Origin of the sequence: Virgibacillus sp. NKC19-3, assembly GCF_019837165.1 — a bacterium.
In the GTDB taxonomy this organism is placed as follows: domain Bacteria; phylum Bacillota; class Bacilli; order Bacillales; family Amphibacillaceae; genus Virgibacillus_L; species Virgibacillus_L saliphilus.
Genome location: NZ_JAGYHC010000001.1, coordinates 2,783,371 through 2,799,685, shown reverse-complemented (window position 1 = coordinate 2,799,685; position 16,315 = coordinate 2,783,371). Strand labels below are relative to the sequence as shown.

The 16,315-nt window shown below is 40.1% G+C and carries 15 protein-coding genes; 9 read left to right on the top strand and 6 right to left on the bottom strand.

All coding sequences use genetic code 11. The features are described 5' to 3' along the window. Positions 1-67 precede the first annotated feature (67 nt). The 4 genes from KFZ56_RS13615 to eno all read left to right on the top strand — a co-directional run bounded on the left by KFZ56_RS13615 (position 68) and on the right by eno (position 5,136). Positions 68-1,249 carry a phosphoglycerate kinase gene (locus KFZ56_RS13615; protein WP_222642453.1) on the top strand — a complete coding sequence of 394 codons (1,182 nt, stop codon included), beginning with the start codon at positions 68-70 and terminating at the stop codon, positions 1,247-1,249. An 18-nt stretch (positions 1,250-1,267) separates the two neighbouring features. Continuing rightward, entirely contained in the window at positions 1,268-2,026 is a 759-nt protein-coding gene (tpiA, locus tag KFZ56_RS13610; RefSeq protein ID WP_222642452.1) for a triose-phosphate isomerase, read from the top strand. Further along, positions 2,023-3,561 (top strand): 2,3-bisphosphoglycerate-independent phosphoglycerate mutase, encoded by a 1,539-nt coding sequence (gpmI, locus tag KFZ56_RS13605; RefSeq protein ID WP_222642451.1) that lies wholly within the window; start codon positions 2,023-2,025, stop codon positions 3,559-3,561. The genes tpiA and gpmI overlap by 4 nt, the downstream gene beginning before the upstream one ends. Before the next feature lie 288 nt (positions 3,562-3,849). Further along, complete coding sequence (gene eno / locus KFZ56_RS13600; protein WP_222642450.1) at positions 3,850-5,136, top strand: phosphopyruvate hydratase; 1,287 nt, start codon at positions 3,850-3,852, stop codon at positions 5,134-5,136. Between the two features lie 272 nt (positions 5,137-5,408). Here the strand turns inward: eno and KFZ56_RS13595 are convergent, their stop codons facing one another. Further along, on the bottom strand, positions 5,409-5,561 hold the full coding sequence (locus KFZ56_RS13595) for a hypothetical protein (RefSeq protein WP_222642449.1): 153 nt from the start codon (positions 5,559-5,561) through the stop codon (positions 5,409-5,411). A 335-nt stretch (positions 5,562-5,896) separates the two neighbouring features. Here KFZ56_RS13595 and KFZ56_RS13590 point away from each other — a divergent pair, with 335 nt between their 5' ends. From KFZ56_RS13590 to ftsW, 3 genes are read left to right on the top strand one after another with little or no spacing between them, the layout of a single operon-like run. Then, positions 5,897-6,553, top strand: a complete 657-nt coding sequence (locus KFZ56_RS13590; protein ID WP_222642448.1) for a helix-turn-helix domain-containing protein — start codon at positions 5,897-5,899, stop codon at positions 6,551-6,553. Between the two features lie 4 nt (positions 6,554-6,557). Continuing rightward, positions 6,558-7,721 carry a rod shape-determining protein RodA gene (rodA, locus tag KFZ56_RS13585; RefSeq protein ID WP_222642447.1) on the top strand — a complete coding sequence of 388 codons (1,164 nt, stop codon included), beginning with the start codon at positions 6,558-6,560 and terminating at the stop codon, positions 7,719-7,721. 22 nt (positions 7,722-7,743) lie between these two features. After that, positions 7,744-8,880 (top strand): putative lipid II flippase FtsW, encoded by a 1,137-nt coding sequence (gene ftsW, locus KFZ56_RS13580; RefSeq protein WP_222642446.1) that lies wholly within the window; start codon positions 7,744-7,746, stop codon positions 8,878-8,880. A 27-nt stretch (positions 8,881-8,907) separates the two neighbouring features. Here the strand turns inward: ftsW and KFZ56_RS13575 are convergent, their stop codons facing one another. The 5 genes from KFZ56_RS13575 to ptsP form a co-directional block, all read right to left on the bottom strand. Next, complete coding sequence (locus KFZ56_RS13575) at positions 8,908-10,323, bottom strand: FMN-binding glutamate synthase family protein (RefSeq protein ID WP_255585143.1); 1,416 nt, start codon at positions 10,321-10,323, stop codon at positions 8,908-8,910. Next, on the bottom strand, positions 10,310-10,786 hold the full coding sequence (locus KFZ56_RS13570; protein ID WP_222642445.1) for a hypothetical protein: 477 nt from the start codon (positions 10,784-10,786) through the stop codon (positions 10,310-10,312). The genes KFZ56_RS13575 and KFZ56_RS13570 overlap by 14 nt, the downstream gene beginning before the upstream one ends. Positions 10,787-10,806: 20 nt before the next feature. After that, a complete protein-coding gene (locus KFZ56_RS13565) occupies positions 10,807-11,577 on the bottom strand; it encodes a hypothetical protein (protein WP_222642444.1) in 771 nt (256 codons plus the stop codon). A 275-nt stretch (positions 11,578-11,852) separates the two neighbouring features. Further along, positions 11,853-13,079 (bottom strand): ISL3 family transposase, encoded by a 1,227-nt coding sequence (locus KFZ56_RS13560; protein ID WP_222640277.1) that lies wholly within the window; start codon positions 13,077-13,079, stop codon positions 11,853-11,855. A 156-nt stretch (positions 13,080-13,235) separates the two neighbouring features. After that, positions 13,236-14,951, bottom strand: coding sequence for a phosphoenolpyruvate--protein phosphotransferase (ptsP, locus tag KFZ56_RS13555; protein ID WP_222642443.1), 1,716 nt, complete (start codon positions 14,949-14,951; stop codon positions 13,236-13,238). Between the two features lie 261 nt (positions 14,952-15,212). Here ptsP and secG point away from each other — a divergent pair, with 261 nt between their 5' ends. Together secG and KFZ56_RS13545 are read left to right on the top strand one after the other, a co-directional pair. Beyond that, complete coding sequence (gene secG, locus KFZ56_RS13550) at positions 15,213-15,446, top strand: preprotein translocase subunit SecG (protein WP_222642442.1); 234 nt, start codon at positions 15,213-15,215, stop codon at positions 15,444-15,446. 114 nt (positions 15,447-15,560) lie between these two features. Further along, complete coding sequence (locus tag KFZ56_RS13545) at positions 15,561-16,307, top strand: alpha/beta hydrolase (protein WP_222642441.1); 747 nt, start codon at positions 15,561-15,563, stop codon at positions 16,305-16,307. Positions 16,308-16,315: the final 8 nt, after the last annotated feature.

Genomic DNA, 16,315 nt, shown 5'->3' with positions numbered 1-16,315 from the left:
ATGATTAGTAGACCCAAATTCAGGGAAAACCTAATATGGTACATAAATAGATAGGGAGGCTGTAAAAATGAATAAACAAACACTTCAAGACATTGATGTAGGAGGCAAAAAGGTCTTTTGCCGCGTTGATTTTAACGTACCGATGGAAAACGGTGAAGTCACCGATGAAACACGTATTAAAGCAGCACATCCTACCATTGATTATTTAGCTAAACAGGGGGCAAAAGTGATTTTGGCAAGTCACCTTGGTCGTCCCAAAGGTGAAGCTGTGGATGAGTTACGCCTAGACCCCGTTGCTAGAAGTTTAAGCAACCTAATCGGTAAGGATGTTATAAAAACCGATTCCGTTTATGGCCCGGAAGTAGATAAAGCTATTTCTGAATTGAATGATGGAGATATTTTATTACTGGAAAATGTGCGTTTTGAGGCTGGCGAAGAGAAAAATGATCCCGAATTAGTACAAGCTTTTGCGGATATGGCTGATATCTATGTGAATGATGCATTTGGTGCAGCACACCGGGCCCATGCTTCTACAACTGGTGTCGCGGAGAAGTTACCTGCAGTTGCAGGGTATCTCATGGAAAAAGAGATAGAAGTATTAGGCAAGGCCTTGGAAGATCCGGATCGCCCCTTTACTGCCATTATCGGTGGCGCAAAGGTGAAAGATAAAATAAATGTGATTGATCATTTATTGGACAAAGTAGATAACTTGATTATTGGTGGAGGATTGGCCTACACATTCGTCAAAGCACAAGGCCATGAAGTCGGAAAGTCATTGCTGGAAGAAGACAAACTTGATTTAGCCAAAGATTTCATGAAAAAAGCAGAAGAAAAAGGTGTTCAATTCCTTCTACCTCAAGATGTTGTTGTAGCAGATGACTTTTCAGAAACAGCGAACACGAAGATTACCGCAATTGATCAAATCCCTGCTGATTGGGAAGCGCTGGACATCGGGCCCAAAACGCGTGAAGTATATAGCAGTGTTGTAGAAGATTCGAAGCTTATTATCTGGAATGGGCCGATGGGCGTTTTTGAAATGAATACCTTTGCTGGTGGAACGAGATCAGTTGCGGAAAGTCTGGCTCATGCAGAAGGATATACGATCATTGGAGGAGGCGATTCGGCAGCGGCAGTTGAGAAATTCGACTTTGCTGAAGATATGGATCACGTATCTACAGGCGGCGGTGCTTCCTTAGAATTTATGGAAGGGAAAGTACTTCCAGGTGTACAAGCTTTAAACGATAAATAAACGTGAGAGGTGAAATGAATGCGTAAAAAAGTAATTGCAGGAAATTGGAAAATGAATAAGACGTTATCTGAAGCAAATGATTTCATTGACGAGGTTGTAAAAAAAGCACCTACAACGAGTGCAGTTGAAACAATTGTATGTGCTCCATTTCCTTTTTTAGCTTCACTTACTGAAAAAACCAAAGGCACTGGAATTCATATTGGTGCCCAAAACATGTACTTTGAAGACAGCGGAGCTTTTACGGGAGAAGTTAGTCCTGTTATGCTACATGATCTTGGCGTAACACATGTCGTTATTGGGCACTCGGAGCGTCGTGAACATTTTGCTGAAACAGATGAGTCGGTCAATAAGAAAACTCATGCAGCATTTAATCATAAATTAACACCTATTGTATGTGTCGGTGAAACACTTAAACAGCGGGAAGCAAATGAAACGATGCCCCATGTAGAAAGTCAAATAAAAAAGGCATTGGATGGCCTGTCCAATGAACAAGTGGCTGATACAATTATTGCTTATGAACCAATCTGGGCAATCGGTACGGGTAAAACAGCATCGAGTGAGGAAGCGAATGAAGTATGCAGCCATATTCGAAATGTTATTAGAGCTATTACTTCTGAAGAAATTGCTGAACAGGTAGTGATTCAATACGGCGGCAGTGTAAAACCGGCAAACATTGATGAATTGCTCGCTAAATCGGATATTGATGGAGCATTGGTTGGTGGAGCAAGTGTTGAAGCAAAGTCCTATCTGCAGCTCGTGGAGGCAGGTACAAAATGAATGAAAATAGATTAGGTGCATTAATTATTTTAGATGGATTTGGTATCCGGAATGAGGAAAAAGGCAATGCGGTGAAACAAGCTTGTACACCAAATTTTGACCGCTACTGGAATCAATTTCCTCATAATCAATTGACGGCCAGTGGTGAATCGGTTGGGCTGCCAAGTGGACAGATGGGTAATTCCGAAGTGGGCCATTTAAATATTGGTGCAGGACGAATTGTTTATCAAAGCTTGACACGCGTGAACTTATCCATTGAGGATGGCGAATTCTTTGAAGTAGAAGCATTTTTAAAATCGATGGCCCATGCAAAAGAAAATGATAAAGCATTGCATATTTTTGGCTTATTGTCTGATGGCGGTGTCCACAGTCATATTAAACATTTGTTTGCGCTGTTGAAATTAGCAAAAGACCAGGGCTTGGAAAAAGTTTATGTACATGCGTTTCTGGATGGCCGTGATGTTGGACCGCAAACGGCTAAAACGTACATTGAGCAAACGGAAGAAAAGATGAAGGAATACGGTGTTGGCCAGTTTGCGACGATTTCCGGTCGTTATTATTCGATGGACCGGGACAAACGCTGGGACCGTGTAAAGAAAGCTTATGATGCCATGGTTTATGGTAAAGGGCCAGCGTATTCGGATCCTTATGAAGTCATTGATGATTCGTATGCGAACGGCATCTATGATGAATTCGTTATCCCTTCTGTGATCACGGATGATAACGGTGCCCCAGTTGGGGAAGTGCAGGATCAGGATTCCATTATTTTCTATAATTTCCGTCCCGATCGCGCAATTCAAATATCACGAACGTTTGCGAATGAAGATTTTCAAGACTTCGATCGTGGCGAACATGCACCTAAAGATTTAGATTTCGTGATGTTGACGAATTTTAGTGAAACGGTAGATGGGTATGTCGCATATGCGCCTGTCAATCTAGATAACACGGTGGGGGAAGTTCTCGCGCAACACGATATGAATCAACTTCGTATTGCAGAAACAGAGAAATATCCTCATGTTACATTTTTTATGAGTGGGGGACGGGAAGCCGAATTTCCAGGTGAAAAACGTGTGCTGATCAACTCACCCAAAGTAGCCACTTATGATTTGCAACCGGAAATGAGTGCCTACAAGGTGAAGGATTCTGTTTTGGAAGAACTGGAATCGGGCGAGCATAATGCCATGATTTTAAACTTTGCCAATCCGGATATGGTTGGACACTCTGGAAAATTAGAGCCTACGATCCAAGCCATTGAAGCTGTTGATGAGTGTTTGGGAGAAATTGTTGATAAGATCCTCGAATTAGGTGGTCATGCGATTATTACGGCTGATCACGGTAATTCGGATGAAGTGGTTACGCCAGAAGGGAAGCCAATGACTTCCCATACCACTAATCCGGTGCCTGTCATTGTAACAAAAGAGGATGTTAGTTTGCGTGATGGTGGAATCTTAGCTGATTTATCCCCGACATTGCTAGATTTATTAGATATAGCTAAACCGGACGAGATGACTGGTGAATCGTTAATACGTAAATAACTAAGGTTGTTGTTTTGACACTAGATATAAACTGCGACATGACACACACCGCTACGGAAATACATTCCGCTTTCCGCGGGCGGCTGGTGAGCCCCCTCGTGCTGGCGCACTTCGAGGTCTCACCGTAGCCTTTAGCTCCCCCAGGAGTCTACATGTATTTCCTCCGCTGCTAGTGTGGTTACTATAGCTAAATTGCATCAGTAATTACGCCAGTTTCTATCAATGCTGAAGTTTTAAAAGCAACAATAGTATGGAAATTCCATAATAAATACAAAAGGAGAGAGTATTATGCCATATATTACAGATGTTTATGCGCGCGAGGTATTAGACTCCCGCGGTAACCCAACCGTAGAGGTGGAAATTTTTACAGAATCAGGAGCATTTGGAGCAGCATTAGTGCCAAGTGGGGCGTCCACGGGTGAATATGAAGCAGTGGAATTACGTGATGGTGACGCTGAACGCTATTTAGGTAAAGGTGTATTAAATGCGGTGAATAATGTTAATGAAATTATTGCGCCTGAATTAATCGGATTGGATGTTACGAGACAAAATGTTATTGATCGCCTTCTAATCGAGCTTGATGGTACGGAAAATAAAGCGAACCTAGGTGCCAATGCTATTTTAGGTGTTTCCATGGCAGTAGCGCATGCAGCTTCAAGCTTTCTTGAGCTTCCATTATATAACTATTTAGGCGGATTTAATGCCAAAACACTCCCAACACCAATGATGAACATTTTAAATGGTGGGGAGCATGCTGATAATAATGTAGATATACAGGAATTCATGATCATGCCTGTAGCTGCATCTACCTTCCAAGAAGCACTTCGTACAGGGGCGGAAATTTTCCATTCGTTGAAAAAAGTATTGAAATCGAAAGGCTACGATACAGGTGTTGGTGACGAAGGTGGATTCGCACCAAGTTTAAGCTCTAATGAAGAAGCGCTGCAAACTATCGTGGAAGCGATCGAAGCAGCCGGCTATAAAGCAGGAGAAGAGGTTAAATTGGCAATGGATGTTGCCGCATCTGAAATATATGAAGATGGTAAATACAATCTAAAAGGTGAAGGTGTTGTTCGTACATCGGCGGAAATGGTTGACTGGTACGAAGATATGATTAACAAGTATCCTATTATTTCCATGGAAGACGGGTTGGACGAAAATGATTGGGAAGGTTTTAAAATGTTAACTGACCGTCTGGGTGATCGCATGCAACTTGTAGGGGACGATCTATTTGTCACCAACACCGTGAAACTTGCGCGAGGTATCGAGCAAGGTATAGGTAACTCCATTCTTGTTAAAGTAAACCAAATCGGAACACTTACCGAAACATTCGAGGCAGTCGAAATGGCAAAACGTGCTGGCTATACGGCAATCATCTCCCACCGATCTGGTGAGACAGAAGATGCAACAATTGCGGATATTGCAGTAGCAACAAACGCAGGCCAAATTAAAACTGGTGCACCATCACGTACAGACCGTGTTGCCAAATACAACCAGCTGTTACGCATTGAGGATGAATTAGCTGGTATGGGCGAATATGCTGGGGTGAACGCATTTTATAATTTGAAGCAATAAATAGTATAGGGAAAGATCATGGAGGGGCAGTGTAAGCTGCCTCTTTTTTTGTTGGCTAGGAAATTATAAAATTATTTGCTTGTGGATAACTTGATTTCCAAACGTAGCCACATCCGGCTCCAGCACCCAGCAACTAGCAAGTCTTTTGGTGGGACGAGCTTTAGCGCAGTCCCAAACTTCACACTTCTCCATTACGATAAAGAAGACTTGCCGATTGGCTCTGCCAGAGGCTTAGTCGCACTTATACCCTTGGGGTGAAAGTCAACATCGGCTCACTTGACAAAGGAAGGCCGACTAGGAACGGCCTTGCCGGCCAACGCACGGCTCCCCTGATGCAGGGGCATGTTTCCTTTTCGCTTTCCAAGCATAAGATTCACTTTGACTTTCACCACTACTGGTGATAAGTCAAGTTCATCTAATCTCACTGCGAAGTGTTCCAGTTTGTACGTTGCTAACCGGGCGCCCTGCGCCTTTGTTCTGCTTTTGGAGCTTGCGGGGATAAATGCTTCAGCATGGTGATACCTAGAAGAAATTGGATGGTTCTCTTAAGTGACTCATGTTGGTTTCTTATAAGACAGTGCCTACTGATAAAAGGAACAATAACTTAGTGCAGGTAGCTGCATGAGGATATGATGGGCTTATTTGCCTGATTATATGTGCTTCTTCGTTTAATATCTTGTCTTCATTTGTGTTGACATTTTGTCACCACTTCTGTATATTGCTACATGAATTCAATCATACAAGGTAGGTTGTTTGATAGATGAATAATCATGATACATTACGAGAACTTTTAGGTCATTTAATGGAAGAAAAAGCATTATCTATAAGAAAACTAGGTAAAATCTCAGGGATCGATCATGCTACGATTTCGAAAATCATGCATGGAAAACGGAAAATAAATATAGCACATCTGCAAAAATTGTCGAGGAGTCTTGATGTTGAATTAATGACATTAATGGAAGCTGCAGGCTATACGACAGAATTCAACAAGAAGAAAGATGTAGAGATACAAGATTCTATCGAGATGATACAAAAAATATTGAAAACAACCAATACATATGATGGGGCGTTTACATTAGAGCAAATAGAACAAGAAATAGCTTATTATCAGAATTATAGTCAGTCAGATGAAGGTAGGGAGACGATTCTTCAAGAATTTCAAGCTAAACTTGATAAGACAGGTGCTCTCGGCCCATACATCGTAAAGTTACGAGTTATGTTTTCACGGTTTTGTACTAAACAAGGCACTATTCGTGAGCTTACTTTAATGGGGGCGGCTTTACTTTATTTTATTATAACGACGGATTTACTACCGGATTATTTATTACCAATTGGATTTTTGGATGATGCATTAATCATTCAGGTAATTTCCCAACATATCGAAAGCAAAAAAGGTTTTAGTGTCTTGGAAGGGTGAAAAAATGCAATCAAATTTACATAAAGCTGATCAATTACTTTTAATTTTAATTTTCAGCTTATTTATTTATAGTTTGTTGGCCGTTTATAGCGGTTCTGGACAATATGTGCAGGAAGAACCATTTTATTTTCTTATTCGGCAAATTGTATGGTATCTCATTGGAGCGGGGTTAATGTTTCTTGTTGCAAAATTTGACTATGAACTGCTGGAGAAATGGGCAGTATATTTATATATTGGTGGTGTCATTCTTTTATTAGCTGTTCATTTTTTTGGTACAGAAAAAAATGGCTCTCAGCGTTGGCTCAGCTTTGGGTTTTTCGAAATTCAGCCTTCTGAATTCATGAAAATATTTCTTATCCTTTATATATCATTTATTTTAAGTAAGGTGGGAAAGTCTTCATTAACTTTCAAAAATAGTATCCCAGTTGTGTGTAAAGTTGCACTTTATTCTCTCATTCCTTTCATTCTTATATTTGCTCAACCTGATCTCGGTTCTGCGCTAGTTATACTGGGAATAGCGGTAGCTTTAATACTCGTTTCTAATATTTCAACCAAGGCACTACTAGCTCTTTTTTCGGTTGCAACAACGCTTCTAGGACTTTTTGCTTATTTCTTTTATTTTCATCATGATCTATTTACAAAAGTTTTTAAACCACACCAATTATCACGAATCTATGGATGGCTGGATCCCGTACAATATGGTTCCGATTATGGATATCAATTACAACAAGCAATAACGGGGATCGGATCGGGCCAATTAACAGGGAAAGGTTTTAATGAAGGGGTACAAGTACAGAGCGGTAAGGTTCCTGAAGCACACACAGACTTTATATTTGCCGTTATTGGGGAAGAATTTGGCTTTATTGGAACGAGCCTTTTAGTGTTGATTTACCTCTTGCTGATTTATCGAATCATCCACATTTCCCTGCAAGCAAACAATCTATTTGGTGCTTATATTTGTGTTGGGACCATTGGACTGATTAGTTTACAAGTCTTTCAAAATATTGGCATGACGATTGGTGTCATGCCAATTACCGGATTAGCTCTCCCTCTTGTTAGTTATGGCGGTAGCGCACTTCTAACCAATTTTATTGCGCTTGGGTTAGTACTTAGTGTCCAAATGCGCTCCAAACAGTTTATGTTTAGCAAAGACGATATCATATCGTAACAGAAAGAGTGATATGTTGTTTATGGATACAATTTCCACAGTACGACAAAAAATAAAAAACATAGATTATCCATTACTGATTATCATTCTTTTTCTTTCGATATTTGGATTAATGATGATTTATAGTAGCAGTAGCACGCTTTCTTATCTTAACTTTGATACAACGAATCACTTTTTTATGAAACAGTTGCAATGGTTACTGGTAGGTATGTTTTTTCTGGCTATTGCTGCCATTCTCCCGTATCACTTATACAGTAAATTAAGTCCTATATTTGTTTTCATATCCATTGCTTTATTAATTTTGGTTTTGCTCCCTGGTATAGGTGTAGAAAGAAATAATTCACAGCGATGGATCCAATTAGGATCTTTTTTGTTTCAACCAAGTGAATTTATCAAGCTATTTATGCTCATTTATTTTGCTCACTTTTATTCAAAAAAACAAAAGATCATTAATCAATTTCAATACGGTGTTCTTCCCCCTTTACTTATTTTGGCAGTAGTTTTTTTATTGATTTTACAGCAACCTGATTTGGGATCAGCAGCTTTGATATTAATTGCCTGCGGGATGATTGTCCTCTGCTCTGGTGTGAAGCAAAGACATCTCTTGATGCTAGGAAGTATCGGAATTTTAGGTATAAGCTATTTTATCTATTCCTCCCCATATCGGTTAGAACGATTAACTTCTTTCGCCAATCCTTTTGATAATCCACTTGGAGATGGCTATCAGTTACTCAATAGTTATATCGCTATTGGAACAGGAGGATTTGCAGGAAATGGGCTCGGAGGCAGTGTTCAAAAACTTGGTTTTTTACCAGAAGCACATACAGATTTTATTATGGCTGTTATCTTAGAAGAGCTAGGGGCATTTGGACTTATCTTGGTAATCGGTGCCTATATTTTTATTATGTTTAGAGGAATTGCTATTGCTAAAGCGTGTACCAGTATGTTTCCAAAATTGTTGGCTATTGGAATTACTTTTCAAATTATACTGCAGGTTATTTTTAATTTAGGAGCCGTATCCGGGTTGCTTCCGATAACTGGCATTCCTCTTCCGTTAATCAGTTACGGAGGTTCGTCTACATTAGTTTCGATGATTTCGTTGGGAATATTGCTGCAGATTTCCGCGAAAAATAATCTTACTAATGGAAAGGCAAGTTGAAGCTGAGTTAAAGGAAGAGGTTAAGCATTACTCCCCTTCATTTCTCTTATATCCAAGCGGTACGTTTGTAATGTTACTGGTTAATTGATCAAGCGCGATAAGATCTCTTCTATTCACTTCTTTAATGGAGTGCTTACCCAGTGCATGAATAGCTGTTTTCATTTCTTCCGTGCAGGCATTGATAAAGTTTTCTAAATGGTAACTGGCTTTTGTTTCATCAAATTTTTCTACTCTTTTTTTGGCATAGAAAACAAGAGATGTTGGAGCATCCCAAGGCAGTGATTTGGTGACTTGATCATGGGACATCGCCCAAATCAATGCAGTACCCATATAGACGGCATCTGCACCTAAAGCTATGGCCTTTAAACATTCGCCAGGAGACGTAAAGCCACCTCCAACAAGCAGGCTTATTTTATTCTTGACCCCTTTTTTTCTTAAATATGCTGCAGCACGGGCAAGGGCATATACGGTTGGTAGGCCAAAATCATCCTCAAAAATCGGCGTATCCCCTTTTGTTCCTGCCTGACCACCATCTATCGCGATAAAATCAACGTTCGCTTTTATCGCGATTTTTAAATCTGCCTCCAATTCACTTCCTGCCACCATTTTTACGCCAATCGGAATGCCATCTGTTTCTGTTCGAAGTCTATCTACCATTCTTTTCAGGCCATCCGGTTCTTTGAGTTCTTCAACTGCGGGAGGGATGACAAGCGTTTCATCAGGGGATAACTGAAATATTTCTCGTATGTTCCCAGGCAAATCTTCAGGAGAAAAGGTTTTTGTAGAAGCAGCTGAAGCTCCTTGCCCGATATGAACTTCAATCGCATTGGCTTGATTGAGAATTTCCGGAGATTTTGACCAGTGACCGGGTCCGTATTGCAAGATGAAATGTTCTGCCAGCTCCCTTTCTTCCGGTAGGTATGCTCCTTCTCCTGAGTTGGTTGCCGTTCCTGTTGCGGTTGCAGCCCTGGCTATTGCCCTTTTCACCTTTGCGCTAAGTGCAACGCCATATCCCATTCCGGCAACCATTAATGGAATATCAATAACGAGGGGATGTTTCGCATTAGGACCGATAGTAGTCTTCATGTTGATGGGGTCACAGCTATTTGCGGGTGACTTTGATAACTGAGCAGGAGAAAAAACCAGCCCATCAAAATGAAGGAATTTGCGAGGGCTACCAAAAGGACGATTGATAATCGTTCCCGAAGCAGCCCGTAAGCTGTTTTCCATAATTGTTGTTGGACCTACTCGTGTAAGGCCGGAGATCAACTCCCACAGATTTTCTTCATATTTTTTGGACATGAATCGCTTTATTAGTCGAGCGAATATCCATTTGATGAGTGGTCTAGCAAAAATAATAACATATAAGACGCTGAGGATTAGAGATAAGCTCGTTACAACTAGCGTATTCATGAGAAAAAGCATCCAATCAATGGTGATCATTGCGATCATCCTCCGTTTGCTTTGTATATGTTGCAACCCCGACCGGAGACCACTTCCAAATTACCCTTTTTACTTGCTGCGCCTGGTCTTTATTCGAACAATGAATCAAAAGAAATACTTCTGTTAATGTATCATTTTTTTTATGTATACTTCTCATTCTTTTGATTCTAAGCATATCCATGAAGCTACCAATGAGGACTCCTACGCCTAATCCAATAAGCCCCCACAAGATAGGCCCCCAGTATAAAATAAATCCATAAATGGTACCGAACAACATGATAATGGTTCCCAGTATGGGCATGATTTCAAATGATCTCTGATGGTAGCATGTTTGTGTTTCTTGTCCCACTGTTTTTGCCAACGGGAGAGCAAGGATGTTCTTTCTGCTGATGTCTAGATATTCCAATTCAGCGATAACCCTTTCTAAGTCTTTATTTAGTTTAAAAGAAGCAAGGACATACATGGCATTTCCTTCCCTTCTCATTAAATAGGCATTTGAAATTGATGGTGTTGATATGTTTTTTCCAAGTAGCGCTGTTGATACATTTTGTATAATTTGTTGTACTCTACCGTTTTTACGTACGCATCATAAACCATAAACCCATAAATCGAAGGGAGGTTCATTAACCATTGAGGATTCGTTGCGTTACGAGCTGATTCAAAGTCTCCGATCATGGTAAAATGGACAGCTGGAAGCAACTCGGAATTATGTAAGATAAGAATAAGAAAGGGAACCAATAGAACCATAAGAATTCTATTTATATAGATATGACCAAGCCCCGGAGCCAAGAGTGACCAAAAAACAGCGACATATGGATTTTTCTCTTCCAGTCTGTTAAAGCTATATAGCGACATACTGCTCAAATATATGTCAAACCCTCGTTGACGAGCAATTATATAATCTTCATTCAGCTGTTTGGTCTGTTGATAGCTGTTCCAGATTGCGAAGATATAAGGAGGAATATATGCTAACAACCAAGTTGTATCAATCGATTGCAGCGCTTGAGCAAACTCACCGATAAATGAATAATATATGGCTAAGTTTAAACCGCTAAATGCATTAATCACTCCTTCATGAATTAATAGAATAATTCCGATGAAATAATTACCCAAGATTAGATGCCCATAACCGGGAAATGCGGCAGACCACCACGCGATCACTTTGGGGTTTTTTATATCGATATTATTGACCATGGACGGACTGATAGAGCCGATGATGCTGCGATAGTTTTTTGTAGATGTAGTAGGTTGCAATAGTCGCACCACCTTTTATTAATCCTAAGCGTAAATTGGAAGGTATTTCCTGTATCCCTTTTTAGGCATATAAAAACTGCATTGTACAGAATACAATCAAGAAACGTACGACAGTTCTTACCATATAAATTATCCTAATGTGCTAATAGTTTGTTTGAAATTGGATTTCTTATACTAAGTAAATAAATATCTCCATCTTTGGAAGCGTCCATTTTGTTCATAAAAGAAGGGTTCTCTGTCAAATGTTGGGGTGAGCGTATGCTCACTCCTTATTATTATGCCACCCGAATATCCAGCTTTTTATATTGATGATGCAGTAATACCTTCGCCCGAAAGCGATCAAATCGTTTAAAGCCAAATGCATTACGCTTAAGAACCTTGGTTTGGTTATTAATCCCCTCAATATAGCCGTTATGCAGTTCAAAACCAAACGTATTCATAATTTCCTTCTGCCAATTCTGCAGGGTCCCGATGGCCTGTTCAAATTCCGTAACACCCGATTCTCGAACTAGGTCATAGAATTCATAAAGATGCGCTTTCGTTGCACCCAAGTGTTTCGAGCCATTCTCTTTAGCTGTCTCAAACCATAATCGATAAGCCTCTTTAAGTTGGTAAGCCCGTTTCAAATAGGCGGATTTTTGTAAGTATCGTTCCAGATACCAGGCTTGTTTGTCTGTTAATGTCTCCGGCTGTTTATAAAATACATGTTTCATCCGTTTACATTTTTTGCGATCATAATCATCAAAAGCATTTTGTTCCTGTCTTCTGACCCTTTCTAAAGCCCAATAGATATACCGACAAAAATGGAAGCGATCCGCGATGATAATAGGATGCCCCAAAGCTTGATCAACAGCGGCCTTAAACGAATGGCTCATATCCATCACGACCATCTTTACGCGTTCACCATGTTTCCGTAAATAATTCTTTACCGTTTCTTTCCTACGGTCTGCCAGTATTTCCAACGGTTTTCTATTTACGGGATCGGCAATAATCGTCTGATATGTTTCTCCACCGGCATCCCCTTTGTATTCATCAATGGCAATCACATCCGGTAATGTTTGTGTTTCATCCAACAGCGGGGCCGTAATATAATCGAACCGTCGAATAACGGTGGTTGGGGATGTATCAAATCGATGAGCAACATCCCTGAAACTTTTTCCGTGAATAAGCTCCATCGCTACGGCCTGTTTCATCTCCATGGACTGTCGCTGATAACGCTCCACTAAGGGGTTATCCTCATAAAAACGCTTCCCGCAACCGGATCGGCAAACATAGCGTCGCTTACGATAGAAAACATAAACCTGTCTGCCAAATATACGGGTATGTTGAATCTTTTGTACCCGGTAATCATGGACATTTGATGTATAAGCACCACAAGCCGGACAACGATGGTTTTTTACTTCCCTATCAACATGAAGATAATAGATGCCGTCAACTTCTTCTGACTTTTGGATCGTAAAGGCTTCAAATCCTGGTAAATGAATGTTAGAATTCAATTGCACGCACTCCTTTTGTATCTGTTTTTTCGCTAACTTCAGTTTAACAAATAAGGAGCTCGCGTGCTTTATATTATTCAGAAAATGATTCACACCCCAACATATATTGTAGAACCAAAAGAAGCACCCGGATAACAGCCCGAGTGCTTCTTTTATCCAACTCTATTCGGTTTTTTCCTTAATAAATTCTACAACTTCTTCTGCGGTTTCCATCGATAAGAGTTTCTCTTTATAGGAAACCAATTTCGCTTTGGAAAGTCTACTTATTTGCGTACGTGCTGGTAAAATGGATGTTGCACTCATGCTGAATTCGTCCAATCCAAGCCCGAGTAAAAGCGGAATCGCAATCGGGTCTCCTGCCATTTCTCCACACATACCAACCCATTTATTTTCACGATGTGCTGCTTCAATCACATTGTTTACAAGGTTCAATATAGCCGGATGATATGGTTGGTATAAATAGGAAACTTTTTCATTCATCCGATCTGCGGCCATGGTATATTGAATTAAATCATTCGTTCCGATGCTGAAGAAATCGACCTCTCTAGCAAACTGTTTGGCAATTACAGCAGTTGATGGGATTTCAACCATAATGCCAACCTCAATATCATCGGAAACCTTGATACCTTCACGCTTTAGATTTTCTTTTTCATCCATAAGAATGGCTTTGGCTTGGCGGAATTCTTCCAATGTTGCGATCATCGGGAACATAATTTTTAAGTTTCCATATGCGCTTGCACGTAGCAACGCACGTAATTGGGGTCTGAACACATTTTCATTTTCCAAGCAAAAGCGGATAGCGCGAAAGCCTAAGAATGGATTCAGTTCTTTCGGTAAATCTAAATAATTCAGTTCCTTATCTCCACCAACGTCTAATGTACGAACAACCACCGGTTTTTCATCCATCTGTTCGAGGACAGCTTTATAAGCGTCATATTGTTCTTCTTCTGTAGGCAATTCTGATTTACCCATGTATAAAAATTCTGTACGATATAGCCCGATTCCTTCGCCACCGTTACTTAATGCGCCTGTGACATCCTCTGGTGTGCCAATATTAGCTACGAGTTCAACCTGCTCCCCGTCCTCGGAAAAAGTAGGTTCATCTTTTAACTTTGCCCATTCTTCTTTTTGTTTTTCAAATGTTTCCTGTTTCTTACGGTATGTTTCAAGTTCTTTATCTGTTGGGTTAACAAGAACAACCCCATCGTTTCCGTCGACAATGATCATGTCGTTTTGTGAAGCAGCATCTGTAATCTCTTTGGATCCAACGATCGCTGGAATTTCAAGAGATCGAGCCATGATAGCCGAGTGGGATGTGCGTCCGCCAACATTGGTTGCAAAGCCTTTTACGAATTGGCGATTTAATTGCGCCGTATCAGAAGGGGTTAAATCATTTGCAATAACAATAACTTCTTCATCGATTAATGCCGGATCCGGAAAAGTTGCTCCGATTAAATGTGCCAAAACCCGCTTGGTAACATCCTGAATGTCTGCGGCACGCTCACGCATATATTCATTGTCCATGTTTTTAAACATATCAATAAACATATTCGCTGTTTCTTCTAAGGCCGTTTCTGCCATGACATTTTCTGAGCTTATTTTATCCTTCATTGGATTGATAAGTTCCGGATCTCCTAATACAAGCAGATGTGCAGAGAAAATTTCTGCATGCTCATCGCCCATTTCCTTTTTCGTATGTGCTTTAATTTTTTCAAGTTCTTGCTTGGAAATCTCCAATGCTTTATCCAGTCTTTCTTTTTCTTCGTTTGGATTATGAATGGCTCTTTTTTCATACGTTAAATCAGGTGTTGTCAGATGATAGGCTTTTGCGATGGCAATGCCTGGTGATGCAGCAATTCCTTGGATTGTTGTTGTCATAATAAATGACCGACCTTTCTATGTTAAAAATATACTCTACTTTATTTTATAGTGTTACACGAATGTAATCAAGTAAACCTTCTTTACATGTCATTCGGAAGCTCAAATGCAAACGGCTTTGTTCATTTCTAGCGAATCTCTATTATAATGATAAACGGAAAGAGGCAGAACGTCCAATTTCAAAAAATTTTCTTGCTATGTAAATGGATATTGTGCTACAGTAAGAACAGAAGTTGTCCGTATAGGGGGTGTCCGTGTAATATGGCTAGCGTTATTCATATACTATTAATCATAGATGCGATTATTATGGTTGTGTTCGTATTATTACAGTCAGGTCAAAGTGCAGGTCTATCCGGTGCAATATCCGGCGGGGCGGAACAGTTATTTGGGAAGCAAAAAGCACGGGGAATGGATTACTTCCTCCACCGTGGAACGATTGTTACTGCCGTATTGTTTTTTGTATTGGCGTTTTTAAGTGCATATATTATATCATAGGTGTCTGATCCCTTATCACAAAAGCGTGGTAGGGGTTTTTACTTTCTAATATGTTGTATAATGATGGAAAGTGGGTATAGTAAAGAATCAGTAATAGTAAGGAGAGTCGTTATTTTGAAGGTAAAACAACCAGAACCTTTTACATTTGAAGCTGGTCCGCGTGCTGTATTGTTGTTACATGGATTCACAGGTCATTCTGCGGATGTTCGAATGCTTGGAAGGTTTCTTGAAAAGAAAGGCTATACAAGTCATGCACCAATTTATCGTGGCCATGGCCTGCCACCGGAAGAATTAATCCAAACAAATTCAGATGAATGGTGGGAAGATGTAAAGAAAGCTTACAACCACTTACAGGATCTGGGTTATGAGGAGATAGCTGTGGCAGGTTTATCGCTTGGTGGTGTTTTAGGATTAAAACTTGCTTATTCCGAGAAGACAAAAGCAATCATACCAATGTGTACCCCGATGTTTTTTGATAATACGACACAATTAACCAAAGGGTTTCAAAGCTTTTCAAAGGAATATAAGCAACTGGAAGGGAAAGAGGAAGAAGAAATCGAGCAGGAAGTGTCAGATTTAATGGAAAATTCGACTGCTGTGTTTGAGGGACTTGCCGCTTTTATTGATGAAGTGAGATCAAATATTGATACGATTTATACACCGACCTACGTCGTGCAGGCAAGGAAGGATCAGATGATAAACACCAGTAGCGCCTCGTATATTTATGAAAATGTAGAAGCAGATAAGAAAGACATGAAATGGTATGAGGAATCGGGGCATGTGATCACGCTGGATAAGGAAAAGGATCAGCTGTTTGAAGATATTTATCAGTTTTTAGAATCCTTAAATTGGAAAGAATAGGAGATAGG

What these genes read in the sequence shown, in the direction of transcription:
- KFZ56_RS13615 (WP_222642453.1), top strand. Translation starts at nt 68, where the DNA reads ATGAATAAACAAACACTTCAAGACATTGATGTAGGAGGCAAAAAGGTC.
- tpiA (WP_222642452.1), top strand. Translation starts at nt 1,268, where the DNA reads ATGCGTAAAAAAGTAATTGCAGGAAATTGGAAAATGAATAAGACGTTA.
- gpmI (WP_222642451.1), top strand. Translation starts at nt 2,023, where the DNA reads ATGAATGAAAATAGATTAGGTGCATTAATTATTTTAGATGGATTTGGT.
- eno (WP_222642450.1), top strand. Translation starts at nt 3,850, where the DNA reads ATGCCATATATTACAGATGTTTATGCGCGCGAGGTATTAGACTCCCGC.
- KFZ56_RS13590 (WP_222642448.1), top strand. Translation starts at nt 5,897, where the DNA reads ATGAATAATCATGATACATTACGAGAACTTTTAGGTCATTTAATGGAA.
- rodA (WP_222642447.1), top strand. Translation starts at nt 6,558, where the DNA reads ATGCAATCAAATTTACATAAAGCTGATCAATTACTTTTAATTTTAATT.
- ftsW (WP_222642446.1), top strand. Translation starts at nt 7,744, where the DNA reads ATGGATACAATTTCCACAGTACGACAAAAAATAAAAAACATAGATTAT.
- KFZ56_RS13575 (WP_255585143.1), bottom strand. Translation starts at nt 10,323, where the DNA reads ATGATCACCATTGATTGGATGCTTTTTCTCATGAATACGCTAGTTGTA.
- KFZ56_RS13570 (WP_222642445.1), bottom strand. Translation starts at nt 10,786, where the DNA reads ATGTATGTCCTTGCTTCTTTTAAACTAAATAAAGACTTAGAAAGGGTT.
- ptsP (WP_222642443.1), bottom strand. Translation starts at nt 14,951, where the DNA reads ATGACAACAACAATCCAAGGAATTGCTGCATCACCAGGCATTGCCATC.
- secG (WP_222642442.1), top strand. Translation starts at nt 15,213, where the DNA reads ATGGCTAGCGTTATTCATATACTATTAATCATAGATGCGATTATTATG.